This window comes from Micromonospora sp. NBRC 101691 (genome assembly GCF_030269285.1).
GTDB classification, from domain to species: domain Bacteria; phylum Actinomycetota; class Actinomycetes; order Mycobacteriales; family Micromonosporaceae; genus Micromonospora; species Micromonospora echinospora.
The window spans coordinates 144,597-168,951 of sequence record NZ_BSTB01000005.1; the positions used below are offsets into that span (position 1 = coordinate 144,597).

25 protein-coding genes and 1 pseudogene are annotated in these 24,355 nt (G+C 72.5%); 14 read left to right on the top strand and 12 right to left on the bottom strand.

All coding sequences use genetic code 11. The annotated features are described in order from the left end of the window. Window positions 1-63: 63 nt before the first annotated feature. Window positions 64-750, top strand: a complete 687-nt coding sequence (locus QSK20_RS11250) for a S1 family peptidase (RefSeq protein WP_285788529.1) — start codon at window positions 64-66, stop codon at window positions 748-750. 114 nt (window positions 751-864) lie between these two features. Continuing rightward, window positions 865-1,387: pseudogene (locus tag QSK20_RS11255) on the top strand (YbjQ family protein). Between the two features lie 11 nt (window positions 1,388-1,398). Here QSK20_RS11255 and purB read toward each other — a convergent pair. Next, the gene (purB, locus tag QSK20_RS11260; protein ID WP_285788531.1) at window positions 1,399-2,823 is read right to left on the bottom strand and encodes an adenylosuccinate lyase; all 1,425 of its coding nucleotides are present in this window, start codon (window positions 2,821-2,823) and stop codon (window positions 1,399-1,401) included. 384 nt (window positions 2,824-3,207) lie between these two features. On the opposite strand from purB, the gene QSK20_RS11265 reads away from it, so the two are divergent. Genes QSK20_RS11265 through QSK20_RS11275 form a run of 3 tightly spaced genes read left to right on the top strand, consistent with a single transcriptional unit; the run spans window position 3,208 to window position 5,411 of the window. After that, the gene (locus QSK20_RS11265; protein ID WP_285788532.1) at window positions 3,208-3,672 is read left to right on the top strand and encodes a helix-turn-helix domain-containing protein; all 465 of its coding nucleotides are present in this window, start codon (window positions 3,208-3,210) and stop codon (window positions 3,670-3,672) included. Next, entirely contained in the window at window positions 3,669-4,187 is a 519-nt protein-coding gene (locus QSK20_RS11270) for a M78 family metallopeptidase domain-containing protein (protein WP_285788533.1), read from the top strand. The genes QSK20_RS11265 and QSK20_RS11270 overlap by 4 nt, the downstream gene beginning before the upstream one ends. 3 nt (window positions 4,188-4,190) lie before the next feature. Beyond that, window positions 4,191-5,411, top strand: coding sequence for an MAB_1171c family putative transporter (locus QSK20_RS11275; protein WP_285788534.1), 1,221 nt, complete (start codon window positions 4,191-4,193; stop codon window positions 5,409-5,411). A 64-nt stretch (window positions 5,412-5,475) separates the two neighbouring features. On the opposite strand, the gene QSK20_RS11280 is transcribed toward QSK20_RS11275, so the two are convergent. The 4 genes from QSK20_RS11280 to QSK20_RS11295 form a co-directional block, all read right to left on the bottom strand. Then, window positions 5,476-6,279, bottom strand: coding sequence for a MerR family transcriptional regulator (locus tag QSK20_RS11280; protein WP_285788535.1), 804 nt, complete (start codon window positions 6,277-6,279; stop codon window positions 5,476-5,478). Continuing rightward, window positions 6,263-6,808, bottom strand: a complete 546-nt coding sequence (locus tag QSK20_RS11285; protein ID WP_285788536.1) for a VOC family protein — start codon at window positions 6,806-6,808, stop codon at window positions 6,263-6,265. The genes QSK20_RS11280 and QSK20_RS11285 overlap by 17 nt, the downstream gene beginning before the upstream one ends. Window positions 6,809-6,995: 187 nt before the next feature. Next, a complete protein-coding gene (locus tag QSK20_RS11290; protein ID WP_285788537.1) occupies window positions 6,996-7,466 on the bottom strand; it encodes a GNAT family N-acetyltransferase in 471 nt (156 codons plus the stop codon). 102 nt (window positions 7,467-7,568) lie between these two features. Continuing rightward, window positions 7,569-8,462 carry an NAD(P)H-binding protein gene (locus QSK20_RS11295; RefSeq protein WP_285788538.1) on the bottom strand — a complete coding sequence of 298 codons (894 nt, stop codon included), beginning with the start codon at window positions 8,460-8,462 and terminating at the stop codon, window positions 7,569-7,571. Between the two features lie 146 nt (window positions 8,463-8,608). Here QSK20_RS11295 and QSK20_RS11300 point away from each other — a divergent pair, with 146 nt between their 5' ends. Both QSK20_RS11300 and QSK20_RS11305 read left to right on the top strand, forming a co-directional pair. Then, window positions 8,609-9,580, top strand: a complete 972-nt coding sequence (locus QSK20_RS11300; RefSeq protein ID WP_285788539.1) for an AraC family transcriptional regulator — start codon at window positions 8,609-8,611, stop codon at window positions 9,578-9,580. Window positions 9,581-9,728: 148 nt separating this feature from the next. Then, window positions 9,729-10,598: an AraC family transcriptional regulator gene (locus QSK20_RS11305; RefSeq protein ID WP_285788540.1), complete on the top strand. Its 870-nt coding sequence runs from the start codon at window positions 9,729-9,731 to the stop codon at window positions 10,596-10,598. Between the two features lie 136 nt (window positions 10,599-10,734). On the opposite strand, the gene QSK20_RS11310 is transcribed toward QSK20_RS11305, so the two are convergent. The 5 genes from QSK20_RS11310 to QSK20_RS11330 form a co-directional block, all read right to left on the bottom strand. After that, complete coding sequence (locus tag QSK20_RS11310) at window positions 10,735-12,042, bottom strand: hypothetical protein (RefSeq protein ID WP_285788541.1); 1,308 nt, start codon at window positions 12,040-12,042, stop codon at window positions 10,735-10,737. Next, complete coding sequence (locus tag QSK20_RS11315; RefSeq protein ID WP_285788542.1) at window positions 12,039-12,557, bottom strand: SigE family RNA polymerase sigma factor; 519 nt, start codon at window positions 12,555-12,557, stop codon at window positions 12,039-12,041. The genes QSK20_RS11310 and QSK20_RS11315 overlap by 4 nt, the downstream gene beginning before the upstream one ends. 127 nt (window positions 12,558-12,684) lie before the next feature. After that, window positions 12,685-12,936, bottom strand: a complete 252-nt coding sequence (locus QSK20_RS11320; protein ID WP_285788543.1) for a hypothetical protein — start codon at window positions 12,934-12,936, stop codon at window positions 12,685-12,687. 31 nt (window positions 12,937-12,967) lie between these two features. Beyond that, window positions 12,968-13,843, bottom strand: a complete 876-nt coding sequence (locus tag QSK20_RS11325; protein ID WP_285788544.1) for a TNT domain-containing protein — start codon at window positions 13,841-13,843, stop codon at window positions 12,968-12,970. A 139-nt stretch (window positions 13,844-13,982) separates the two neighbouring features. Continuing rightward, complete coding sequence (locus QSK20_RS11330; RefSeq protein ID WP_285788545.1) at window positions 13,983-15,275, bottom strand: acetyl-CoA C-acetyltransferase; 1,293 nt, start codon at window positions 15,273-15,275, stop codon at window positions 13,983-13,985. A 55-nt stretch (window positions 15,276-15,330) separates the two neighbouring features. On the opposite strand from QSK20_RS11330, the gene QSK20_RS11335 reads away from it, so the two are divergent. From QSK20_RS11335 to QSK20_RS11360, 6 genes are all read left to right on the top strand, one after another. After that, window positions 15,331-16,710, top strand: a complete 1,380-nt coding sequence (locus QSK20_RS11335) for a 3-oxoacyl-ACP reductase (RefSeq protein ID WP_285788546.1) — start codon at window positions 15,331-15,333, stop codon at window positions 16,708-16,710. After that, window positions 16,710-17,564, top strand: coding sequence for a MaoC/PaaZ C-terminal domain-containing protein (locus tag QSK20_RS11340; RefSeq protein WP_285788689.1), 855 nt, complete (start codon window positions 16,710-16,712; stop codon window positions 17,562-17,564). Before QSK20_RS11335 ends, QSK20_RS11340 begins: the two co-directional genes overlap by 1 nt. Before the next feature lie 82 nt (window positions 17,565-17,646). Then, window positions 17,647-18,408: an NUDIX hydrolase gene (locus QSK20_RS11345; RefSeq protein WP_285788547.1), complete on the top strand. Its 762-nt coding sequence runs from the start codon at window positions 17,647-17,649 to the stop codon at window positions 18,406-18,408. Then, on the top strand, window positions 18,405-19,388 hold the full coding sequence (locus tag QSK20_RS11350) for a BUD32 family EKC/KEOPS complex subunit (RefSeq protein ID WP_285788548.1): 984 nt from the start codon (window positions 18,405-18,407) through the stop codon (window positions 19,386-19,388). Before QSK20_RS11345 ends, QSK20_RS11350 begins: the two co-directional genes overlap by 4 nt. Window positions 19,389-19,398: 10 nt before the next feature. Next, a complete protein-coding gene (locus tag QSK20_RS11355; RefSeq protein ID WP_285788549.1) occupies window positions 19,399-20,436 on the top strand; it encodes a hypothetical protein in 1,038 nt (345 codons plus the stop codon). Next, window positions 20,433-21,731 carry an adenylosuccinate synthetase gene (locus QSK20_RS11360; RefSeq protein ID WP_285788550.1) on the top strand — a complete coding sequence of 433 codons (1,299 nt, stop codon included), beginning with the start codon at window positions 20,433-20,435 and terminating at the stop codon, window positions 21,729-21,731. Before QSK20_RS11355 ends, QSK20_RS11360 begins: the two co-directional genes overlap by 4 nt. Here QSK20_RS11360 and QSK20_RS11365 read toward each other — a convergent pair. Both QSK20_RS11365 and QSK20_RS11370 read right to left on the bottom strand, forming a co-directional pair. Beyond that, on the bottom strand, window positions 21,690-23,057 hold the full coding sequence (locus tag QSK20_RS11365) for a HEAT repeat domain-containing protein (RefSeq protein ID WP_285788551.1): 1,368 nt from the start codon (window positions 23,055-23,057) through the stop codon (window positions 21,690-21,692). The genes QSK20_RS11360 and QSK20_RS11365 overlap by 42 nt on opposite strands. An 87-nt stretch (window positions 23,058-23,144) precedes the next feature. Next, window positions 23,145-23,783, bottom strand: coding sequence for a TetR/AcrR family transcriptional regulator (locus QSK20_RS11370; RefSeq protein ID WP_285788552.1), 639 nt, complete (start codon window positions 23,781-23,783; stop codon window positions 23,145-23,147). A gap of 119 nt (window positions 23,784-23,902) precedes the next feature. On the opposite strand from QSK20_RS11370, the gene QSK20_RS11375 reads away from it, so the two are divergent. Further along, on the top strand, window positions 23,903-24,355 hold the full coding sequence (locus QSK20_RS11375) for an SCP2 sterol-binding domain-containing protein (RefSeq protein ID WP_285788553.1): 453 nt from the start codon (window positions 23,903-23,905) through the stop codon (window positions 24,353-24,355).

Consider the following 24,355-nt stretch of genomic DNA (forward strand, 5'->3'; position numbering starts at 1 on the left):
CGGCCCCGTCGACGGCTCTCCCGACCCGGTTCCCGGTAAACCCCGTGAAGGAGTCCCCCCGCCATGCGAATCCGCTCCCTCGTCGCCGCCGTCAGCGCCGCCTTCGTCGGCATGATCGGCCTCAGCGCGCCCGCTGCGGCCTCCGAGCCGGCCCCGGTCGCCCCGTACATCATCGGAGGAAGCCTCGTCTCCTCCGCGCCGTGGGCCGCCGCGGTGTTCAGCAACGGCTCGTTCACCTGCTCCGGCAGCGTGATCTCCGCCGAGTGGGTGCTGACCGCCCGGCACTGCGTCAGCGGCACGATGTCGGTCCGGATCGGCAGCGTCTACCACGCCTCCGGCGGCACCACCCGCACCGTCAGCGCCACCTACAGCCGCTACGACCTCGCGCTGATGCGCCTGTCGAGCCCGGTGAGCACCTCGTACGTCTCGCTGGCCACCGCCAACCCGCCGACCGGCTCCACCAACACCATCTACGGCTGGGGCATGACCTGCTACAGCGGCTGCTCCGCCTCGCCGCAGTTGAAGACCGCCAGCGTGCAGGTGACCGGCCTGACCACCGACGCGTACGGCGGCCAGGCGATCCGGAGCAGCCGGATCAACGGCAACGCGTGGCGGGGCGACTCGGGCGGCCCGCAGTTCTACAACGGCCGCCAGGTCGGCGTCGCCTCGACCGCCGACGGCCGCACCATCCAGAACTACGGCAGCGTCGCGTACAACCGGGCCTGGATCACCTCGGTCTCCGGCGTCTGACCTGCCCCGGGTGCGGCGGGATGCGACCCCGCTGACCGCCTTTCCACCCGACGTGCCGACTCGGCGCGGACGGTCCGGCTCGTGCCGGCCGTCCGCGCCGCGCCGTTTCGCAGCATGCGGCGAGGTGAACACGGCTCGCGAACCGCCCGCCGGGGCGGATGCCAGCATCGATGACGTGCTGGTCGTGACGACGGATACGCTGCCCGGCTACGAGATCCGCCAGGTCCTCGGCGAAGTGGTGTCATCGATGGCCAGGACGCGGAACCCCTACCGCGAGGGCGTGAAGAACCTGCGCGGCGGCGCGTACGACCCGATGGCCTCGGACAACCTCACCCGCTGGCGTACCGACTCGGTGACCCGGCTCGGCGAGGAGGCCCGCCGCCTCGGCGCCAACGCCGTCCTGGGGATGCGGTTCGACAGCCGGGACTGCGGCGAGATGTGGATGGAGGTGTGCGCCTACGGGACGGCGGTGGTCGTCGTACCCCGGATGCCCGAGACCATGCCCCCGGACCAGCCGGTCGTCGCGGCGGACACCGCCCAGGAGGCGGGCATCGCCGAGGCTCCCGGCGGCATCGCCGAACCGGCGAGCGCCCCGAACCTCTCCACCGCCGCCGAGACCCCCACCCCGCGCTCCTGACCGTCCGAGGATCAGAGGATGGGGGGCGGCGAGTAGGCGGCGGCCTCGGGGTGCTGGGTGACGATCTTCGTGATCCGGGCGGTGACCGCGGCGACCTGGGCCTCGGCAGCCCCGACGAAGGCGCCCCGGTCGGCGACCAGGGTGTCGATCTCGGCCCGGGTGAGACCGAGCCGGGAATCGGCGGCGAGCCGGTCGAACAGGTCGTTGCCGGCGACGCCCCGCTCCCGCATGGCCAGGGCCACGGCGACCGCGTGCTCCTTGATCGCCTCGTGCGCCACCTCCCGGCCCACGCCCCGGCGCACCGCCGCCACCAGGATCTTCGTGGTCGCCAGGAACGGCAGGAAGCGCTCCAGCTCCCGCTCGACGACCGCCGGGTACGCCCCGAACTCGTCGAGCACGGTGAGGAAGGTCTGGAACAGCCCGTCGGCGGCGAAGAAGGCGTCCGGCAGGGCCACCCGGCGCACCACGGAGCAGGAGACGTCCCCCTCGTTCCACTGGTCGCCGGCCAGCTCGCCGACCATCGACAGGTAACCCCGGATGATCACCGCGAAGCCGTTGACCCGCTCGCTGGACCGGGTGTTCATCTTGTGCGGCATCGCGCTGGAGCCGACCTGACCCGGCTTGAAGCCCTCGGTGACCAGCTCCTGGCCGACCATCAGCCGGATCGTGGTGGCCAGCGAGGACGGGGCGGCGGCCACCTGGGAGAGCGCGGCGAGCACCGCCACGTCGATCGAGCGCGGGTAGACCTGCCCGACGCTGTCCAGCACCCGGCTGAACCCGAGGTGCTCGGCGACCCGCCGCTCCAGCTCGGCGACCTTCTCCGCGTCACCGTCGAAGAGGTCGAGCTGGTCGGCGGCGGTGCCGACCGGACCCTTGATCCCGCGCAGCGGGTACCAGTCGATCAGGTCCGCCAGCCGCTCGTACGCGATGATCAGTTCCTCGGCGGCCGACGCGAAGCGCTTGCCCAGCGTGGTGGCCTGCGCGGCGACGTTGTGCGACCGCCCGGTCATCACCAGGCCGGAGTGCTCGTGGGCGAGCCAGGCCAGCCGGGCCAGTGCGGCCACCACCCGGTCCCGGACCAGCTCCAGCGAGCGGCGGACCTGGAGCTGCTCGACGTTCTCGGTGAGGTCCCGCGAGGTCATCCCCTTGTGCACGTGCTCGTGCCCGGCGAGCGCGTTGAACTCCTCGATCCGGGCCTTCACGTCGTGCCGGGTGACCCGCTCGCGGGCCGCGATCGAGGTCAGGTCGACCTCGGGCAGCACCCGCTCGTACGCCTCGACGACCCCGTCCGGCACGGCCACGCCGAGATCGCGCTGCGCCCGGAGCACGGCGAGCCAGAGCCGCCGTTCCAGGCGGATCTTCTCCTCCGGGGACCAGAGGGCGACCAGCTCGGGTGAGGCGTAACGGTTGGCGAGCACGTTCGGGATCGTCGTCACCCGGCCATTCTCCGGTACGCGCACCGCGACGCCCCACCCAGGTCAGACCCCGTCCGGCCGCACCCCGGACGGGATCGGAACACGCCCGGGCGGGCCTGCCGGGTCAACGACGCTCACGGATCTCCCGTCACCCGTTGCACCGACCGGGGCACGTCGCTAAGGTGCGTGGCAGAGGCCGGCATCTCCCCCCGTGGATGCCGGCCTCTGCATTACCGGATCGACGCTTGTCCCCCCGGACGCGATACCGGAATGAGATGGCGACCAGGTCCCGCCCACGCGCCAACATCGATGAGCCTACGATGGATGCGTCGAGGACGTCAACTGACGTTAATGGCGTGTGAACATCAATTAATCCCAGCTTCCCCCGATGGCGGAGGTGACGCCGTGAGCAGCACAGCCGAGGGTGGCACGTCGTTCGCGGACCGGCTCAACCTGCTCTTCGAGACGATCCGGCCGGGCGGGCGGGACGCCCCGCACAGCAACAAGGACGTGGCGGGCGCAATTCGGGCGGCCGGCGGGTCCATTTCCGACGTATATATCTGGCAATTGCGCACAGGCCGCCGGACGAACCCCACCAAAGAGCACATAGAAGCGTTGGCGCAGTTCTTCGGAGTGAGTCCGGCCTACTTCTTCGACGACGAGCAGGCCCGGCACACCATCGCCGACCTCCGCACGCTGGACGCGCTGCGCAAACTCCAGGTGCAGCACGTTTCCCTGCGTACCGTCCTCCAGCACAAGGGGCTCTCCCCGGCGAGCCAGCAGGTCATCCAGCAGATGGTGGACCGCTGCCTGGAACTGGAGGGGCTGGCCGGGCGGGAGACCGGGTCGACGGAGGACGGACGGTCATGACCGGGTGGCGTGCCAAACGACGGTTGACGCGCCTCACCAGCGGTATCCGGGTCCCGGCGACGGCGGACAGCGCGGCGCTCTGCGGCGCGGTGGCCGAACACCTCGACCGGCCGATCCAGCTCCTCCCCCTGCCCCTGCCCACCGACGCGCCCTGCGGCATCGTGATCTCCACACCGCAGAGCCACTACGTGGCGTACGACAACCAGACCAGCCCCCTGCACCAGCGACACATCGTCGCCCACGAGCTGGGCCACCTGCTCGCCGGGCACGCCGCCCGACCGGTCGACGCCAGCGACCTGACCCGTCTGCTCATGCCCACCCTCGACCCCGACATGGTCACCTCGGTGCTCGGCCGGGTGCCCGGCTACGACGAACGGGCCGAGTGGGAGGCCGAGGTCATCGCCGGCCTGCTCCGCCGGCACACCGCCCGCCGGAAGGCCACGCCGACGGTCGACGCGGACCCGTCGACGGCGGCCGTCGTCGACCGGATCCGGCAGTCCCTCGGCGGGCCGTGAGGCGTGCACGCCCTCCTCTACCCCGGGCTGGCCGTCCTCGCCTGGACGGCGGCCGGCGTACGGCTGGCCACCACCCTGCGCGACGGCACCGGCAACCCGGCCCGGCACGCGGTGACCGGCACGTTCGCCCTGCTGGCACTGACCTTCACCGTCTCCACGCCGGCCGTCTGGGCGTTCGCCGACCGGGCTGTCGGCGTCGACAACATCGCCGCGCTCATCGCCCACCTCTGTGTGGTCGGTTTCTCCACCAGCATCCAGGTCCTGCTGCTCTGGTGGACCAACCCGCCCGAGCGGGCCGGCCGGCTCAGCCGCTATCGGCTGGTCGCCCTCGCCGTGGTCGTCCTGGTGCTCGTGGTGCTGTTCTGTGGCGTCGGCCCGACCGACACCCACAGCACCGACTTCGTGGCCACCTACGCCCACCGGCCCCAGCTCGCCGCCTACCTGCTGATGTATCTCGCCGCGTTCTCGGCGGGACTGGTCGACATCATCCGGATCTGCTGGCCGTACGCCCGGCTGGTCGGCCCCGGCTGGCTGCGCCGGGGGTTGCGCACCACGGCGGTCGGTGCCGCCGTCGGGCTGGTGTACACCCTGGCCCGCGTCCGCGACGTGGTCGCCGCCATCTGCTGGGACGACCTGCCCAGGTTGGAGCGGCTCGTCCCGATCACCGCCAGCACCGGGGCGCTGCTGGTCATCGGCGGACTCACCATGCCCGCCTGGGGTCCCCGGCTCGCCGCCCTGCCCGGCACCGCCCACCGGATCCGGCTGCTCCGGCAGCTGCGCCCGCTCTGGGCCGCGCTCTGCGCCGCCGTACCGGCCGTGCGCCTCGCCCACGACCGGCGCTGGTGGCGGCCGGCCGACCGGCTGCACCGCCGGGTCATCGAGATCTACGACGCCCGGCTGGTGCTGCGGCCGTACCTCAGCGAAGCCGTCGGGGACCGGGCCCGCCGGCACGCGGAGGCCGGCGGCCTTGGCGGCGACGACCTGGCCGCCGTGGTGGAGGCCGCGAAGCTGCGGGCCGCGCTGGCCGCGATGCGCGCCGACGTCCGCCCGCGCCGCCCGGAGCTGCCCGGCCCGCCCGATCCGGCCCTCGACGAGGTACGCGAGGTCGAGCAGCTCGCGCGGGTCGCCCGCGCGTTCGCCACCTCGCCCCTGGTCGGCGCCGCTGTCCGGGAGACCACCGAGGACGCGGCCAGGGGTGGGGGTGGGGGTGGGGGTGGGTGGTAGCAGGGGACCCCTGCTACCGCATTTTGATGAGCAGGGGTCCCCTGCAACCACCTCAGCTCGGACGCTACTGCCAGGTGGCGGTGTCGGGGTCGACGCCGTGGGCACGTGCGCTGGCTTCGACGCTCTGCCGGAACCAGGTGGCAAGGCCGGCGCGGATGCCGTCGTAGTGGGCGGCGAAGGCCGGGTCGGCCTCGTACATGCGGGCGAGACAGACCTGCATCTGCCGGCTGAGGGGGAAGTACGACGCGAAAACGGCACGGTGCCGCTCGACGAGTCGGTCCGCCTCCGGGCTGCCCGGGGTGACACCGGCGTCCACCGCGTCCGCCAGGGCACGGTCGAGGTCGGTGACGGCCTCGGCGACGGCCTGCCACTCCTGGGGACTGCGGGAGGCTGAGCGTTCGGCGTACTGCTGCCACTGCGTCGTGTCCCCGTAGCGCTGGCGGGCCTGGGCGGGCCAGTCCGGGTTCCACTCGGAGCCGAAGATCGCGGCCTGCTGCTCGACGGTGAGCAGCAGGCCGTGTTCGTGGGCGGCGATCATCCGGTCCAGGCCGGCGCTGAGCTGCTGGAGGCGGTCGATCCGTTGGGCGATCTGCGCGCGCTGCGCACGCAACGCGCCGGTCACGTCCGCGGTCGGGTCGTCCAGGACGGCCTGGATCCGGTCCAGGCCGAGACCGATCTCCCGGTAGACGACGATGCGGTGCAGGCGTTCCAGATCACCAGCGGTGTAGAGCCGGTATCCGCCGGTCGTACGCAGCGACGGTCGCGCCAGACCGATGTCGTCCCAGTGGTGCAACGCGCGGACCGTCACGCCCAGACGCGCCGAGACCTGCCCGACGGTCAGGCCGTCGGCGTCAGTGGCGTCCGGCATGCTCCTCGTTGTCGTCACGGCGGACGCCCGGTGGGGTGATCCCGATGGCTTCAAGGTTCTGCGCCTCCTGGCTCGCCGGGTCGAAGGGCTTCGCCGCGGTGAAGACGATCCGCGCGTTCTCGGGCGTGATCACCTCCACGTCGCGGGTGTTCCAGGGAGTGTCCCGTGGGCCGTCGACCGAGTTCGGGCGCAACGCCCGACAGGCTTCGACGAGGGAGTCGACCTGGTTGAGCACGCACGCGAAGCTGACGCTCATCGCCGGTGCCTGCGCCGGAGCGCTGGCCGCCGAGACGAGGAGTACGTCCTGGAACGCCCACCGGCGCAGGTGCACGAGCGTGCCGGGAATGCGGAACAGCTCGATGAACCCGAGTCCACGGATCCAGAAGTCCACCGACGCCGCCAGATCGTTCGTGGGGATCGTCGCAAAGGCCGGCATGCCGTAGATGCCCCGGAACGGTTCCGGCGCGACCGCGTCCGGGCCGGGATCGGGCACGGGACTCATCTCGAAAGCGTCGTAGTAGTCGCTCATGCACCCACCCTCCGGCCTCACGCACCGTGAGGGTCAAGCCGATTCCCTGAACTACGGGCGCGGCGATGCGTCCGGGTCCGGGACCGTGACCGGGTACTGCCGGGGATGCTTTGGAGCTGCCCCGTCCGTGCTACCGCCAGCAGCCGACCGCCCTCGTGTGGATCGCCGGCCGGGGTGACGACCGTGGTCAGGCTGCCGGCTCGTGGCAGAGCCAGACGTACGCCTCCGGCTGGTCCCGGTTCCACTCCTCGGCCTGCTCCTGCGGCACCGCCCGGAACCCGACGGCGGCATAGCAGCGCAGCGCGCGGGTGTTGGCGGGGTGCACCCGCAGGCACACCGCCGGTTTCCGGCGCAGCGCCTTCCGGGTCAGCAGCGAAACGAACCGACGCCCCAGGCCCCGACCCCGGTGCCCCGGCGCGACGATCAGCCGGGCCAGTTCCGCCTCGGCCTCGTCCTCCTCCACCCACAGCTCGCCGAACGCGACCAGCTCACCGGCCTCCACCAGCCCGTACGCCTCGGTGTCCGGCTGCGCCGCCCAGCCGGCCACCGTCTCCGGGGTGACCTCGTCCCGGGAACACCACCACCGGGTCTCCTCGACCGACGCGGCCCACCCGGCCACCGTCCCGGCGTACGCCCCGTCGAACCGCACCAGCTCCATCCGCCACCCCTTCCGTCTACGTCGATGGTCGAGCAGACCACGCCCGGCGCGGACGGACCAGCGGTTATCACCCCGTCGACGACCTCCCGCCGGCCCGTCACGTCACACCTCTGCCGCGTAGGCGTGCGCCAGTTCGACGGCGAACTCCTCGAACCCGGTCGGGGTGGTGTTGCTCGCGTTCCGACCCTCCAGCGAGTGCAGCCGGCCGTCGCTCAGCGCCTGGTTGAACTCGACGAAGAGCGCGACGAAGTCCGGCGAGAACCCGGCCGTCCCGGTGAGGATCGCCACCAGTTCCTCGTCGGGCAGCTGGACGTACGCAAGGTCCGGCCGGCCGATCGCCGCCCCGATGGCCGCCGTCACCTCGGCGTACGTGAGGTCTCGCGGGCCGAGCAGCTCGCGGACGACGACGCCGTTCCAGTTCCGCTCGCGCAGTGCCCCGGCGGCGGCTCTGGCGATGTCGGCGGTGGCGACCATCGGCACCTTCGTGTCCGGCACGACCGAGTCGGCTACCACGCCCTCGTGACGGATCGTCTCCAGCGTCGCGTGGAAACCCTCGAAGAAGGCCCCGGGACGCAGGAGCATGACGTCGACGCCGTCGAGCGCCGACAGCCGCTGCTCCTGCCGGTGCAGGCTGGCGACGAAGCCGTTCCCGCCCGACAGCTCCGCGCCGATCGAGCTGAGCGCGACCACGTGGCGTACCCCGCTCTCCCGGAGCGCCTCGACGATCGCCTCGCCGCGCCGGTCCTGGTCGGCGTGGTAGTCGGGCAGGGTCGGGTCGAACGCGGTGAGCGTGTAGACCGCGTCGGCCCCGACGAAGGTGCTCGCCAGGTAACGGGCGTCGCGGACGTCGCCCGCGACCGTCCTGGCCCCCAGCGCGGCCAGTTCGGCGAGCTTCTCCGGCGAGCGGCCGAGCGCGAGCACCTCCTCGCCGGCGTCGAGCAGCAGCTTGGTGATCTTGCGACCGGTGTTCCCGGTGGCTCCCATCACGGTGATCATGGCATCTCCCTGACTCTGAATGTCCTTGCAGCTCATCCAGCATCAGGTTCGTTTCCGGGACTTACCATGACTTCCTGTCCGGCTTTCATGCTCGTTCGTCCAGCAAGCCGGGACGCTGGATCTGGCTCCCTGCCATACTGGCCGGCATGGTCACCGACCCCTGGCCGTCGGCGGCCGACCCGCTCGGCGAGGCGCTGCACCTCCTCGACGTGCGCGGTGCCTTCTACTGCCGGTCGGAGTTCACGGCCCCGTTCGGGCTCGAACTGCCGCCGTACGAGGGCTACCTGTGGTTCCACGTCATCACGCGGGGAAGCTGCTGGCTCGAAGCGCCCGGGGCAGCACCGCAGCGCCTCGCCGCGAGCGAGCTGGCGCTCGTCCCGCACGGCCAGGGTCACCGGCTGCGCAGTGAGCCCGACGCGGCCACGCCGAGCATCTTCGCCCTGGAGCGGGAACAGCTCGGCGAGCGGTACGAGATCCTCCGCCACGGAGGCGGCGGCGAGCGTGTCGACATGGTCTGCGGCGCCGTACGCTTCGACCACCCAGCCGCCGGCAAGGTGCTCGCCCTGTTGCCGCAGATCCTCACCGTCGACCCGGCGGCCAGCCCAACCCGGCTCGAGTGGCTGCGCTCCACGCTACGGCTGATGGAACTGGAAGCCGACGGTCTCCGCCCCGGCGGCGAAACCGTGATCACCCGGCTCTCCGACGTGCTCGTCGTACAGGCGCTGCGGGCCTGGCTGGAGAGCGATCCGGCGGCGCGGTCGGGCTGGCTCGGCGCGCTCCAGGATCCGCTGATCGGACGCGCGATCTCCCTCGTCCACCGCGAGCCCGGCCGGGAGTGGACGGTCGCCTCGCTCGCCGACCAGGTCCCGATGTCGCGCTCAGCCTTCGCCGCCCGCTTCACCGAACTGGTCGGCGAGCCGGCGATGAGCTACGTGACCCGCTGGCGGATGCACCTCGCCGCTACGGCGCTCCGCGACGAGGATGCCACCGTGGCCGAACTGGCGAACCGCTTCGGCTACCGGTCCGAGGCCGCGTTCGCGCGGGCGTTCAAGCGCGTCGTGGGCTCACCACCCGGAGCGGTACGGCGGACGCCTCCGGTTCAGCCGGTCACTCGCTGACGGTGATGCAGCTCGTGCCGGCCCTCGACCGAGCGTGCGTCGACGCACGACGTCGCCCGGACGGTCAGCGGATGATCGGATCGGACCGCAACGATCGGGCACCGGGCAGACGGTGAGGCCCAGAGTTGACACCGGAAGGGAGGTCCTCTTGATCTCGGCACTCAACCGGTTGGTCGACCACGTGGAGCAGCACCTCACCGAGGAGCTCGACCTCGACGGGTTGGCCAGGAAGCTCGGCACGACCGAGTACCACCTGCGCCGGATGTTCTCGTCGCTGGCCGGCATGCCGCTCTCCGAGTACGTGCGCCGACGCCGCATGACGGTCGCCGCGGCCGACGTGGTCAGCGGCGGCGACGACCTGCTGTCCATCGCGGTCCGGCACGGGTACGGCTCGACCGAGGCGTTCGGGCGGGCGTTCCGGGCGGTACACGGCGCCGGTCCCAGCGAGGTACGCCGCGACGGAGGCCCTCTCCGCACACAACCACAGCTCAGGTTCCGCCTGACCGTCGAAGGGAGCACTCCCATGGACACCCGTATCGTCGACCGCCCCGCGTTCCGGCTCGTCGGACACGCCGCCCGGGTCCCGCTGATCCACGAGGGCGTCAACCCGCACATCCAGCGCCATGTCACCTCGATCCCGCAGGAGGAGCACCTGCGGCTGAAGGCGATGAGCAACACCGAGCCGGCCGGGATCCTCCAGGTCAGCGACGACCTCGACGCCGACGCCGCCGAAGGAACCGAGTTGACCTACCTGCACGGGGTCGCGGTCACCGGCGACACTCCGGCACCGGACGGGCTGGACGCCATCGGGGTCCCGGCCGGTACGTGGGCGGTCTTCCGTAGCTCCGGGCCGCACCCCAGCACGCTCCAGCAGACCTGGGCCGCGACCGCCACCGAGTGGTTCCCCTCGAACCGTTGGCGGCTGCGGCCGGGGCCGTCGATCGTGGCGGTGCTCGAACGGGCCGAGGACCTCAGCACCGCGACCTGCGAGCTGTGGCTCCCCGTAGAGCCCACCTGACCGCCCGCCCCCCTTCCCCCGTCGATCATGGAGTTAGGGCACCTGCCAAACACCCGTAGATGCCGCTGATCGGGCGCCACAACTTCATGATCGACGGAGTGGAAAACCCGGTGCCCGCCGCCACCGGAGTTCGTCGCTACCGGGGTGCGAGGGTGAGGGTCGAGGAGAGTGCGATGGCCAGTTGCTGCTGTTCGGTCAGCGCGAAGGTCGGCCCGGTACCGCCGCTGGCGTGGTTGACGTTGAGCCAGGAGCCGTCCTTACGGCGCACGTCGATCGACCGCTCGCCGGTACGGGTGTCGCCCTTTCCACTGAGGGTGGTGGCGATCCGGTACTGCTCGCCATTCGGCCCCTCGCCTTTCCGGCAACTGTAGGACCCGGACGGCCTGCCGCAGGTGAGGCTGCCGAAGCTCGGGGACTTGCGCCAGATCTGGACAGAGAAGAGCGCCGGGCGGGTCTTCCCGTTCGTGATCGGGGCCTGTCCCCAGTAGTTGTCGCGGTCGTTGTCGCCGCCGGAGCCCGTCCACGCCTCCTCCAGGGCGGCGCTCGACGTCACGCCGGGGAGCTGGGCGCGCAGCGCGGCGATGACCGCCTTGTCGAGCCGTTCCTGCTGTGCCGGGTCGGCCGGGGCGCTCGGCGGCAACGTCTGCACCGGCACCTCGACGCCGGGCGGCAGCGGGCCGAGGTTCAGTGTCGGATCGGTGGCGATGGTGATCAGTTGTTCGACGGTGAGCGGGAGTGGTCCCGGCGACGTGTGGCCACTCAACGTCAGGGTCACCGCGGAGTTGTCGGCCCGCAGCATCTGCACAGTGAGTGGCGGGGTGGACCGGCTTCCCATGTCCATGGTGCTGGTCCTGATCCGCGAGCCGTCCGGGCCGGCCGCCTCCACGCAGTCGATCGTCATCTTCGACTGCCGCTCGCAGCGGGACGAGTGGAAGCCCACCAGTCCCTGCCGCCTGACCACGAGAAGCAGGTAACCGCGCTTGCCGTCGGCGGCAATCTCGCCCTTGACCGAGAACTGGTCCTTGGTGGTCCAGCCACTCCGGCCGTCCGACTGCCAACCCGGCCGGTCCAGACCGGGGGCGGTCGAGTTCGGCCATTTTATGCTCGGCGCGGTCCGCTTGAGGGACGCCTCGACGGCGGCCTCCAGGCGCTGCCAGTCCGCCTCGCTGCCGGCCACGGTGGTGATCCTCGGAGCCGGGGGGTGTGACGGAATCGGCGGGACCGACGGGGACGGCGGAATGGCCGGTGGGGCGGGCGACGGCTGTGGCCCCCACAGCAGGCCCGCCGTGAGGGTCACCGCCAGGACAGCCGCCGCTCCGGCTCCGCCGGCTCCCCACATCCGCAGCCTCCTGGCCCGCCGCTGCCTGAAGATGACCCGGTCGACGTCGACCGTCGAGACCGGCGAGTGTCCGATCGCCTCGTCCAGTGCCTGCCGGTAGCTCATGCCCACTCCTCACTGGATCGTCCCGACGGATTGGTGGCGAGGGCACGCAGCGCGTCGAGGCCACGTGCGGCCTGGCTCTTGACCGTGCCGTTGCTGATGCCGAGGATCCCGGCGGTCTCCTCCACCGACATGTCGCAGTAGAAGCGCAGGACCACCACCGCCCTACGCCGGGCGGGGAGCTGACCGAGCAGGTCGAGCAGCATCTCCCGGTCGGCCAGCACGGGTTCGACCCGGTGCAGGTCCACCTCTTCGGGAAGTTCGTCGACGCTGCGTTCGCGTCGCCACGGCCGTCGGCGCTCGTCCAGCCAGGCGTTGGTCAGCATGCCGCGCACGTACGCGTCGAGGTTCTCCGCCTCGCGTACCCGTCGCCAGTGCCGGTAGAGCTTGCCGATGGTGATCGAGACCAGGTCGTCGGCGGTGTGCCAGTCCCGGCAGAGCAGGTACGCCGTCCGGCGCAGCGGCTCCAGCCGGGCGGCCACGAACTGCCGGTACTCCTCCTCGTCCGCGCGCCTCACCGCGCGGAACCCGTAACTACCGTCATACCCAGGTGACGGAGTCCCGCCCGAGGTGGGTTGCCTGGATCGTGGTGGCAACCGGACCCCAGGTGGGGCCCTTCGCCACCACGATCCAGTGAACCGCAGGTCAGGACGGGGCAGGTCGTCCGGTCAGGGCCTGGTGGAGGGCCCGGCAGGCGGCGTCCTCGGTGTCGTGGGTCTCCCGTACGTCGTGGACGCCGCGCTCGTAGAGGCCGATCTCCCACCGGCCGTCGGACGCCCGGCGCAGGAACCAGAAGTCCGGCGGGAGCGGCACGTGTTCGTGGACGCCCTCCAGTTCGAAGGCCTCCGGGGAGAGCCCGGTGTGCAGCAGGACGTTACGCAACTCGTGCCGGTCCACCCGCCGACTCCTGTCCTCGATCCACCACCGCTCAACAGATGGTGACACCGGCCGTGGTCCCGCACTGTCCCCGTGGCGTGGCGGTGAGATCCTCCTCGACCAGGTACCCGTTCTCGATCAACCAGGTGATGCTGAGCTGCCCGCCGGCCTCGGGCAGGTACCGCTGCTCCAGTTTGAACTGGGTGCCCATGCCGGGCTGGGCGAACCAGGGCGCGACCGGCCCGGAGTCGACGGTGAACGGCTTGAGCACGCAGTAGACGTGGTAGTTGGCCAGGGGCGCGGTCGCCGGGGTGCTCAGGTTGGCGGGCGGCAGCGACCGGGAGCCGAACGGCGTGCCGAGCGGTGCGAGGTAGGCGCCGCCGGGGAAGCCGAACCGGTCGAGCCGGTAGCCGGGGAGCAGGGTCTGCGCCGTCTTGACCGGGCTGCCGTCCGAACCGACGACGAACCCGCCTGCCGGCGGGTACACGTACGCCTTCTGCGCCGCGTTCGTGTACTGGTCGAGGAACTCCTGCTGGGTGAGCGCGCCGAAACGCTTGTAGTCGCCGAGCAGCGGCCCGACCGGGTCGGCGGTCAGCGCCTGGGCCGGGCCGAGGAGCTGGTTGTTGTCGTACGCGGTGGTCGGCGGCGCGTTCGGGGGCGTACCCGGACGGCACGGTGAGGCGGCTGCCCGGTCGTCCTGCTGCTGGCCGCCGCGTGAGTCGGGCTGCTGTCCGCCGGCCTGGGTGCCCGAGGGCGAGGGCGAGGGCGTTGGACTCTGCCCGACGCTGGGTGTGGGTGTGGGTGTGGGTGTGACGGGTGCGGTGAGCGGTTGCCCGGTGACCGCGCCCACCGGCTGTGCGGGCAGCGGAAGCAGGACGAAGGCGACGCCGGCCAGTAGCGCCAGTAGTCGACGACGGTCGATCGCCATGGAAACCTCCTGAAGACGATGGGTCAGAGACCCTCATCATCAAGAGGTTTGTACGTGAATGTGAGCAACTGTACCTTTCACACCTGAAAGGAGGAAGATGCTCGCATAATGACTTTTGTCCGAGTCTGCTCGGTCCGGATCAGCGCTCCAGGATCGCCGTGACGCCCTGGCCGCCGGCCGCACAGATCGAGATCAGCCCCCGGCCACCGCCCCGCTCGGCGAGCAGTTTCGCCAGGGTGGCGACGATCCGGCCGCCGGTCGCGGCGAACGGGTGCCCGGCCGCCAGCGACGAGCCGTTGACGTTGAGCCTCTCCCGGTCGACCGTGCCGAGCGGCGCGTCCAGGCCGAGGCGCTCCTTGCAGAACTCCGGCGACTCCCAGGCGGCGAGCGTGGCCAGCACCTGCGAGGCGAACGCCTCGTGGATCTCGTAGTAGTCGAAGTCCTGCAAGGTCAGCCCGGCGCGGGCGAGCATCCGGGGCACCGCGTACGCAGGGGCCATCAGCAACCCCTCGTCACCGTGCACGAAGTCCACCGCCGCCGTCTCGGACCAGGTGAACCAGGCGAGCACCGGCAGGCTCCGCTCGCGCGCCCACTCCTCGCTGGCCAGCAGCACGGTGGACGCGCCGTCGGTGAGCGGGGAGGAGTTCCCGGCGGTCATGGTGGCCAGCCCGGCGTCCGGGCCCCTGGTGCCGAAGACCGGCTTCAGGCCACCGAGCTTCTCCAGGGTGGTGTCCGGGCGGAGGTTCTGGTCGCGGGTCAGCCCCAGGTACGGCGTGACCAGGTCGTCGAAGAACCCCCGGTCGTACGCGGCGGCGAGCCGCTGGTGCGAGCGGAGCGCCAACTCGTCCTGGGCCTGCCGGCCCACGCTCCAGCTCAACGCCGTGCGGGCGGCGTGCTCTCCCATCGACAGCCCGGTACGCGGCTCCGCGTTACGCGGGATCTCCGGCTTGAAGGGCTGGTGCGGGCGGAGCTTCGCGGCGATCCTCAGTCGCTGGCCGAGGGTGCGGGCGGAGTTGAGCTGGAGCAGGGTGCGCCGCATGTCCTCGTTGACGGCGAGCGGGGCGTCCGAGGTGGTGTCCACACCCCCGGCCACACCGGCGTCGATCTGCCCGAGGGCGATCTTGTTGGCGACCAGGATCGCGGCCTCCAACCCGGTGCCGCAGGCCTGCTGGATGTCGTAAGCGGGGGTGTGCGGGTCGAGCTTCGAGCCGAGGACCACCTCGCGGGTCAGGTTGAAGTCCCGGGAGTGCTTGAGCACCGCCCCGGCGACCACCTCGCCGAGCCGCTGCCCGGCCAGGCCGAACCGGGCGACCAGCCCGTCGAGCGCCGCGCCGAGCATGTCGGCGTTGGACGCGTTCGCGTACCGCGAGTTGGACCGGGCGAAGGGGATCCGGTTCCCGCCGATCACCGCGACCCGTCGGATGCTCTGCACGATCCCGCCTCCTCGAAACTCTTGCCCCCACCCTACTCGCCAGTAGGCTACGCCTATGACCGACAGGTACGCGAGCTTCGTCCAATCGGGGGCCGGTCGCGCGCTGGTCAAGCGCCTCGGGCTGCCCGACCCGCCACGCCTGCGCCGGCACCGCCCCGGTGACCCGCTGCTGCCCGGCCCCGCCCTGGTGGGCGCCGCGACCGGGGGCCGACTCGCCGAGCCGGCCCGCCGGATCCTCCGCGCCGCCGGGGTCGAGCTGACCACCGACGGCCCGGCCGCCGGGGGCGACGTGGCCGCCGCGTCCGCCGACACCCGCTTCGGGGCCCTGCTGTACGACGCCACCGGGATCACCGACTCGACCGGCCTGCGGCAGCTCTACGACTTCTTCCACCCGTACGCCCGGTCGCTGCACGCCAGCGGGCGGGTGGTGGTGCTCGGCACCCCGCCCGAGCAGTGCGCCACCCCACGTGAGGCGACCGCCCAGCGGGCCCTGGAAGGGCTGACCCGCAGCATCGGCAAGGAGTTCGGCCGGGGCGTCACCGCCCAGCTCGTGTACGTCACCGCCGAGGGGGACGCCGGCACGGGAACCAGTCTGGAGTCCACCCTGCGGTTCCTGCTCTCCGGGCGGTCCGCGTACGTCTCGGGGCAGGTGATCCGGGTCGGCACCGGCCCGGCCGCCGCGCCGGCCGACTGGGACCGCCCGCTGGACGGACAGGTCGTCCTGGTCACCGGGGCGGCCCGGGGCATCGGCGCGGCCCTGGCCCGGGTGCTGGCCCGCGACGGCGCGCAGGTGGTCGTGCTGGACATCCCCGAGGCCGGGGACGAACTGGCCGCCGTGGCCAACGGGATCGGCGGTAGTGCCGTGCAGCTCGACCTGACCGCGCCGAACGCCGCCACCCGCCTCGCCGACCACCTGGTCGCCCGGCACGGCCGGGTGGACGTGGTCGTGCACAACGCCGGCATCACCCGGGACAGGACCATCGCCCGGATGAACGCCGACCGGTGGGACCAGGTGATCGACGTGAACCTCTCCAGCCAGGAGCGGATCAACGACGTGCTGCTGGAACGGGAGCTGATCCCGCGCGGCGGGCGGATCGTCTCGGTGTCGTCGATCGCCGGGATCGCCGGCAACCGGGGCCAGACCAACTACGCCACCAGCAAGGCCGGCGTGATCGGGCTGGTCGACTCGCTCGCCCCGGCGCTGGCCGACCAGGGGATCAGCGTCAACGCGGTGGCTCCCGGGTTCATCGAGACCCGGCTGACCGCCCGGATCCCGCTGGCGCTGCGTGAGGCGGGCCGCCGGATGAACAGCATGTCCCAGGGCGGCCTGCCGGTGGACGTCGCGGAGACCATCGGCTGGCTGGCCTGGCCCGCCTCCGGCGCGGTCAGCGGCAACGTGGTCCGGGTCTGCGGCCAGAGCCTGCTGGGGGCGTGATGGGCCGGCAGGAGATCGAGCTGCCCCGGATGCCGGCCTCCGGGCCGCTCTACCGGCGGGCGGTGCTCGGCTCGCTGCCCGGGGTGGGCGGCGGCCGGCGCTCCGGGCAACTGCCGGACACCGCCCTGACCGTCCGGGGCGTCACCGTGGACCGGACGCACCTGGCGGACTACGACCGGGTCTGCGGGTTCCGACTGACCGACGCGCTGCCCGGGACCTACCCGCACGTCCTGGGGTTCCCGCTGGCATTGCGGCTGATCAGCGCCCCGGACTTCCCGATCCCGCTGGCCGGCGTCGTGCACGTGGGCAACCGGATCACCGTGCACCGGCCGGTCGACGCGGGCGAGTCCCTGGACTTCACCACGTACGCGGAGAACCTGCGTCCACATGCACGTGGCCGGCAACTCGACGTGGTGCTGGTCGCCTCGGTCGACGGCGAGGAGGTCTGGCGGGGCGTGTCGACGTACCTCGGACGGGAGCGGTCGGCAGCCGGCGGCCAGCGGAAGCAGGGCGAGTGGTCGCCCGCGCCGACCGGGCCGACGCGGTGGCGGGTTGGCCCGCGGGTGGGCCGGGACTACGCCCGGGTCTCCGGTGACCACAATCCGATCCACACCTCGCGGCTGGGGGCGCGACTGCTCGGCTACCCGCGTCCGATCGCCCACGGCATGTGGAGCAAGGCCCGCTGCCTGGCCGCCCTGGCACCCCGCCTGCCGGCGGCGTACACGGTGGAGGTGGCGTTCAAGCTGCCGGTTCCGCTGCCCTCGACGGTCGTCTTCAGCACCACACCCGACGGGGGCCTCGCCCTGAACGACGCCCGTTCCGGCCGCCCCCACCTGGTGGGCCACGTCACCTGAGGTTCTGCCACATCGGGGGTGGACGGACGTCACCGCCTGCGCTAAGTTGTTCTCAGATTGAGTTGTTCTCAAGGTGAGAGAGATGAACGTGCTGGACGAGCAGGAATTCCTGGCGGGGTACGACCCCTCGGCGTACCCGGCGGTCGCGGTCACCACCGACGTGGTCGCGTTGACCATCCGCGAGGGTGCGTTGCACCTGCTGCTGGTCCGGCGCGGCCAACCGCCGTACGCGGGGCACTGGGCGCTGCCCGGCGGGTTCGTCCAACCCGACGAGGACCTCGCCACCGGCGCACGCCGGGAGCTGGCCGAGGAGACCGGCCTCGGCGACGAGCGCATGCGCCGCGTCCACCTCGAACAACTCGGCAGCTACGGCGACCCGGGCCGCGACCCGCGGATGCGGATCGTCTCCATCGCCCACCTGGCCTTCGCCCCCGACCTGCCCGACCCGGTCGCCGCCAGCGACGCCGCCGAGGCGGCCTGGCTGCCGGTGGACGCGCTCGGCAACCGGCAACTCGCCTTCGACCACGCCCGGATCGTCGACGAGGGGCTGGAGCGGGCCCGCGCCAAGCTGGAGTACACCCCGCTGGCCACCCGCTTCCTCGACGCCGAGTTCACCATCAGCGAGCTGCGCGGCGTCTACGAGACGGTCTGGGGGCACCCGCTGCACGCGGGCAACTTCCACCGCAAGGTGCTCTCCGTACCGGGCTTCGTGGAGAGCACCGGCGCGACCACCGAACGCGGCGGGGCCCGGGGCGGCCCGCGCGCGAAGCTCTACCGGGCCGGCGACGCCCGGCTGCTCCACCCGGCGCTGCTGCGCCCCGCCCGGGAGGAGGAGATCCGGTGAGGACGGAGGAGGCGATCCGCCTGGTCGCGGCGGCCCGCACCGACGACGACCTGTTCGGCGTCGACGCGCCGGCCCAGCGGTACCGGCAACTGGTCGCGGCCCTGCACCCGGACCGGCTCGGCCGGGCCGACGACCGGGTCCGCGCCGCCGCCACCGAGGCGTTCGTCGAGGTCACCACCCGCTGGCGGGCGAAGACCCACGGCCCGGGAATCCTGCTCGGCGACTACCGGCTCGGCCGGCTGTCGTACGCAGGCGACCTGGCCGACCTGTACGACGTCGGGGCGGACCGGCTGCTCAAGCTGCCCCGTCAGCCCGGCGACAACGACCTGATGGCCCGCGAGGCGCACGCCCTGCGCACCATCGAGGAGCGGGGCGACCCGCGTCACCTGCCGTACGTGCCCCGGCTGGTCGACTCGTTCCGGCACCGGGACGCGGCCACCGGCGCGGAGCGGCGGGTCAACGTGCTGGCCGCCGTACCGAACCTGCACAGCCTGGACGAGGTGCGCCGGGCGTACCCGGACGGATTGGACGCCCGGGACGCGGCCTGGATGTGGCGGCGGCTGCTGGTCGCCCTCGGCCTGGCCCACCGGGCCGGTGTGGTGCACGGCGCGGTGCTGCCCCGGCACGTGCTGATCGAGCCGGACGCGCACGGCGTGGTGCTGGTCGACTGGTGCTTCGCGGTGGTCGGCGACGGCACCGTCCCGGCGACGGTGCCCGGCCACGAGGACTGGTATCCGGCCGAGGTCACCGCGAAGCGGCCCTGCGGGCCGGGCACGGATCTCGCGATGGCCGCCCGCTGCATGACCTGGCTGATGGGCGACCGTGCCCCGCGTGAGCTGCGGGCCTTCGCCGACGGGTGCCGTCTGCCGACGCTGCACGCCCGACCCGACGACGCCTGGCGACTGCTCGGCGAACTCGACGAGGTGCTGGAGCGGCTCTACGGGCCGCGCACCTTCCGACCCTTCACCCTCAACCCCTAGGGAGGCTGCCATGGGCAGTGGAATCTGGTCCACCAACGTGTACGACGCCGCCGACCGCTACCGCAAGGCCACCGGGAAGAGCGCCTTCTCGTACAGCGACAGCGGGGCCCGCACCGTGCACCCCGACCTCGACCCGCGCGGAGCCACCCGGGAGAGCCGCGACTCCGCCGAGCACCCGCAGTCGACCCCGATCGCGGTGCTGTTCGACGTGACCGGCTCGATGGGGCACGTGCCGCGCACCCTCCAGGCCAAACTGCCGCAGCTGCTCGGGCTGCTGCTGCGCCAGGGCTACGCCCGCGACCCGCAGGTCATGTTCGGTGCGATCGGCGACGCCACCTGCGACCGGGTGCCGTTGCAGGTCGGCCAGTTCGAGTCGGACAACCGGATGGACGACGACCTCGGCAAGATCGTGCTGGAGGGCGGCGGTGGCGGCCAGATGATGGAGTCGTACGAGCTGGCGATGTACTTCATGGCCCGGCACACGGTCACCGACTCCTGGGAGAAGCGCGGCCGGCGCGGCTACCTCTTCATCATCGGCGACGAGCTGGCCTACGGGAAGGTCAAGCAGCGTGAGGTGGCCCGCCTGATCGGCGACGGCCTGGGCGAGGACGTGCCGGTGCGGCAGGTCGTCGACGAGGTGACCCGCCGCTGGGACACGTACTACCTCCTCCCGGCCGGCAGCCACTACTCGGGCAACCGGAAGGTGCTCGACTTCTGGCGCGACCTGCTCGGGCAGAACGCCATCGAGCTGGACGACCTGGACGCGGTCTGCGAGACCATCGCGCTCACGGTCGGACTCGGCGAGGAGGCCATCGACCTCGACGAGGGCCTGCGGGACCTGAACCGGCACGGGTCGACGGCCACCGGCACGGTGTCGAAGGCGCTGGCCCGGATCGGCGGCGGCCGGCGCACGGTGGTGTCGTCGCTGCCCCCGGCCACCTCGACGCTGCCCGCCCCGCGCGGCGGCTCGACCCTGCCCGCCCAGCGTGGTGGCTCGACCCTGCCGGCCCCGGGCAGCGGCGCGACCGGAGGGGTCACCCGACTGTGAACCACGTGATGGTGGTCGACCTCGGCTACGGCGACGCCGGCAAGGGCACCGTGGTGGACTGGCTCTGCGCGACCCGCCCGGTGCACACGGTGGTCCGGTTCAACGGGGGTGCGCAGGCGGCGCACAACGTCGTGCTCGCCGACGGCCGGCAGCACACGTTCGCGCAGTTCGGGGCGGGTACGTTCCGCCCCGGCGTGCGGACCCACCTGTCCCGGCACGTGGTGGTGGACCCGTTGGCCCTGGCCGCCGAGGCCGACCACCTCACCTCGGTCGGGGTGCCCGACGCCCTCGACCGGCTCACCGTCGACGGCGGGGCGCTGCTCGCCACGCCGTACCACCGGGCCGCCAACCGGGCCCGGGAACTGGCCCGGGGAGCCGACCGGCACGGCTCCTGCGGGCTGGGGGTGGGTGAGACCGTCGCGTACGGTCTCGCCCACCCCGACGAGGCGCCCCGGGTGGCTGACTGCCGCCACCCGGGGTTGCTGCGGGACCGGCTGACCCGGCTGCGGGACCGGCTGACCACCGAACTGGGTCCGCTGGACGCGCCGCCGGTCGAGGACTGCCTGCCCGCGTTCACCGGGTTCGCCGCCCGGGTGGCGATCGTGGACGGGTCGTACCTGGCCGGGGTGCTGCGGGCGGGCACCTGCGTCTTCGAGGGCGCGCAGGGGGTGCTGCTGGACGAGTGGCACGGCTTCCACCCGTACACGACGTGGAGCACCACCACCTTCGCCAACGCGGAGGAGCTGCTCGCCGAGGCGGGGCTGGCCGGCACCGCCCGGCGGCTGGGCGTGCTGCGCACCGTGACCACCCGGCACGGGCCGGGTCCGCTGGTCACCGAGGACCGGGCGCTGCCGCTGACCGACCCGCGCAACCCGACCAACCCGTGGCAGGGCCGCTTCCGGTTCGGCCACTTCGACGCGGTCGCCCACCGGTACGCCCTGGAGGTGGCCGGTGGGGTGGACGGGCTGGCGCTCACCCACCTGGACCTCACCGACCGGCCGCTGCGGATCTGCCGCCGCTACGACACCGTGGACCGGCTGCCGGTCGGTCCCCCCGGCGATCTGGACCGGCAGGCCGCGCTCACCGAACGCCTGCTGGCCGCCCGCCCGGTCTACGACGCCCCGCCGGCCGACTGGGTGACGGCGGTCGAGGAGGCGTTGGCCGCTCCGGTGGTGCTCACCTCGCACGGCCCCACCGCCGAGGACAAGCGGCCGGCCTCGCCGGCCCCGGCCTTCGGGGCGGGGTGGCGGCGGTCAGCGGAGGTAGGCGACCATCTCGTCGTGGCTGCGGGGTAGCCCGTACTCGTCCAGCAGCAGCGAGAAGTTCGCGAACCGGTGGCCGTCGACCGACCACGGCAACGGCGAGGTGGCCAGCACCTCGACCAGCCGTCGCTGCCGGCCGGTCAGCGCCTCCGGCGACGTCCCCGCCGCCAGCGGGCCGTCGGGGAAGGCCAGGCGGAGCGCTTCGGTCGCCACCGGCAGCGCCTCGACGCCCTCGACGGCGGGCAGCCGGTCGAGCAGCGCGTCGAACGCCCGGTCGGCGTGTCGGGGCCCGACCTGCCGGAGCGCCAGTGCGGCGTACCCGGCCAGGTCGCCGTTCAGGAACGGCACCGGGACGTCGTCGGCCGACCGCCGTCGACCGCGCGGGGCGGCGGTCGTCCAGCCCAGCAGTTCCTCGACGGTCGCGTCGTCGGCGTCCGGCCCGAGCACCCGGGCCCGTGCCACGGCGGCGGCCCAACGGACCACCGGACGCGGGTCGGTCAGCAGCGCCCGGTCCGGCGCGGACCCGAGCAACCCGGCGGCCACCAGCGCGGTCGCCGCCACCTCCGCCTCCCGGACACCCGTCGGCTGGCCGGCGGTCGCCCCGCCCGCCGATCCGTCCGTTGCCGGGCCGTCCACCGCCGGGCCGTCCGTCATCGGGCCGCCCGTCATCGGCCCGCCCGCCGCCGGGCCGTCCGTTGTCGGGCCGCCCGTCGCCTGCGCGGGGGTCCTGTCGTCGGCCGCCAGCGCCGTGGAGACGGCCGCACCCAACGCCGGCAGGCTGCCGGCCGCCTCCTCCGGGAACCAGGCGAGGGCGTACGCCGCCCCGGCACGCAGCCCCGGGTCGGGATGGGCGAGCAGGGTACGCAACATCGGCACCCCGGCCCGCACCGCGTCGTACGTGGCCAGCTCGTAGTAGGCGTACAGCCGGTTCTGGTCGTCGCTGTCCAGCGCCCGCAGGTACAGCGCCTCGGGGTCGTCGTTCTCCGCCGAGCTGGGCGGCTTGGCCGCGAGCAGCTCCCGGCCCCCCTCGGACACCCGGCGGTACTCCGCCACCGGGAAGCCGTCCGGCAGCCAGCTCTCGTCGTAGCCCATCGCCAGGCAGGTCAGCAGGTAGAGCACCAGCTCCCGGTCCGGCGTGGCCGGGTCGGCGACCATGTCGAGCAGGAACGGCACCGCGTACGCGCTCGCCTCGTACCGGCTGCCCTGGTGGAAGATGTTGCTGTAGAGGTCACCGAAGGCGCCTTCGCGCTCCGTCTGGTCCGGTGAGCACAGCGCGCGAAGCTGGTCGGGGACGTCCCCGGCCGACCCGTAGGCATGGCCGAGCTTCCGCCAGTCGATGTCGTCGATCCGGTCGAGCATCCGCCCATCCTCGCGTACCCCACCGACAGCCCCGGGCCGCCTACTTCCGGGCGGCCCGGAGGGCGTCGTCACTCCGCGGGAGCGTCGTCACTCCGCGGCCGGGTGCCAGGTCTCGCCGCGCAGCAGTTGGTCCGCGCCGAGCCAGGCGATGTTCATCATCCGGGTGGCGGTCTTCGCCGGGTCGGCCTCGGGGTGGTCGGCGAGCCAGTCGGCGAGCGACTCGGTCGCGCCGACCAGGGCGTACGCGATCACCTCCAGGTCGGTCTCGCGGACCTCGCGGCCCTGCGCGCGCAGGGCGTGGTCGAGCATGCCGGCGACCACCTCGACCATCCGGCTGCGCATCACCGCCAGTTCCCCGGCGAACGGCTGTTCGCCCCGCGCCTGCCGGTAGAGCACGACCCAGCCGTCCCGGTGCGCGCCGACGAATCCGAAGAACGCCCGCAGCCCCCGCCAGAGCCGCTCGTCGGCCGGCAGGTCCGGGGCGGCGGCCCCGGCGATGGCCTCCACCATGCGGGTGCCCTCCCGGTGCAGGCAGGCGACGAAGAGTTCCTCCTTGGTCCCGAGATACGCGTAGACCATCGGCTTCGAGATGCCGGCATCCTCGGCGATCTCGTCCATGCTCGCGGCGTGGAAACCCCGGCGGGAGAAGGCGCGGACGGCCGCGTCGAGCATCTGCTGCTCGCGGACGGCCCGCGGGAGACGACGGAACGCGGGAGGGCTGGACACCTTGCGAGCATACCTACTCGTGCGTAAGGTTACGCCAGAGTAGGCAAATCTACCCGTGCGCCCGAACCGACGCGGAACCCGCGCGGCACGACGGCGTCACGACGTCCGGAAGGTTTCCCATGACTGACTTCGATCCGGCCACCTTCTCCTCGTACGGCCCCAAGGAGTTCGCCAAGCTCGTCAAGTCCACGCCGGACAAGAAGATCGCCGAGGTGATGTCGGGCGATCTGCGGGGCAAGGTCCTCGACGAGGTGTTCAGCCGGATGCCGTCGCTGTTCCGCGCCGAGAAGGCCGGCTCCACCAACGCGGTGCTGCACTGGAACATCACCGGGCGGCCGGACGGCGGCTCCGACACCTACGAGGTCGTCATCGAGAACGGCACCTGCACGGTCAACTCCACCCCGGAGCGGGAGCCGAAGCTGACCCTGACCCTCGGCCCGGTCGAGTTCCTCAAGATCGTCGCGGGCGCGGCCAACCCCGCCATGATGTTCATGACCGGCAAGCTGAAGGCCAAGGGCGACCTGGGCCTGGCCGCCAACATCCCGAACCTGTTCGACATCCCCAAGGGCTGA

Bases quoted from the DNA above. Each gene is read 5' to 3' on its own strand.
- QSK20_RS11340 (WP_285788689.1), top strand. From the start codon at position 16,710: ATGGGCCGGCAGGAGATCGAGCTGCCCCGGATGCCGGCCTCCGGGCCG.
- QSK20_RS11335 (WP_285788546.1), top strand. From the start codon at position 15,331: ATGACCGACAGGTACGCGAGCTTCGTCCAATCGGGGGCCGGTCGCGCG.
- QSK20_RS11325 (WP_285788544.1), bottom strand. From the start codon at position 13,843: ATGGCGATCGACCGTCGTCGACTACTGGCGCTACTGGCCGGCGTCGCC.
- QSK20_RS11345 (WP_285788547.1), top strand. From the start codon at position 17,647: ATGAACGTGCTGGACGAGCAGGAATTCCTGGCGGGGTACGACCCCTCG.
- QSK20_RS11250 (WP_285788529.1), top strand. From the start codon at position 64: ATGCGAATCCGCTCCCTCGTCGCCGCCGTCAGCGCCGCCTTCGTCGGC.
- QSK20_RS11310 (WP_285788541.1), bottom strand. From the start codon at position 12,042: ATGAGCTACCGGCAGGCACTGGACGAGGCGATCGGACACTCGCCGGTC.
- QSK20_RS11285 (WP_285788536.1), bottom strand. From the start codon at position 6,808: ATGAGCGACTACTACGACGCTTTCGAGATGAGTCCCGTGCCCGATCCC.
- QSK20_RS11270 (WP_285788533.1), top strand. From the start codon at position 3,669: ATGACCGGGTGGCGTGCCAAACGACGGTTGACGCGCCTCACCAGCGGT.
- QSK20_RS11355 (WP_285788549.1), top strand. From the start codon at position 19,399: ATGGGCAGTGGAATCTGGTCCACCAACGTGTACGACGCCGCCGACCGC.
- QSK20_RS11300 (WP_285788539.1), top strand. From the start codon at position 8,609: ATGGTCACCGACCCCTGGCCGTCGGCGGCCGACCCGCTCGGCGAGGCG.
- QSK20_RS11375 (WP_285788553.1), top strand. From the start codon at position 23,903: ATGACTGACTTCGATCCGGCCACCTTCTCCTCGTACGGCCCCAAGGAG.
- QSK20_RS11365 (WP_285788551.1), bottom strand. From the start codon at position 23,057: ATGCTCGACCGGATCGACGACATCGACTGGCGGAAGCTCGGCCATGCC.
- QSK20_RS11280 (WP_285788535.1), bottom strand. From the start codon at position 6,279: ATGCCGGACGCCACTGACGCCGACGGCCTGACCGTCGGGCAGGTCTCG.
- QSK20_RS11290 (WP_285788537.1), bottom strand. From the start codon at position 7,466: ATGGAGCTGGTGCGGTTCGACGGGGCGTACGCCGGGACGGTGGCCGGG.
- QSK20_RS11295 (WP_285788538.1), bottom strand. From the start codon at position 8,462: ATGATCACCGTGATGGGAGCCACCGGGAACACCGGTCGCAAGATCACC.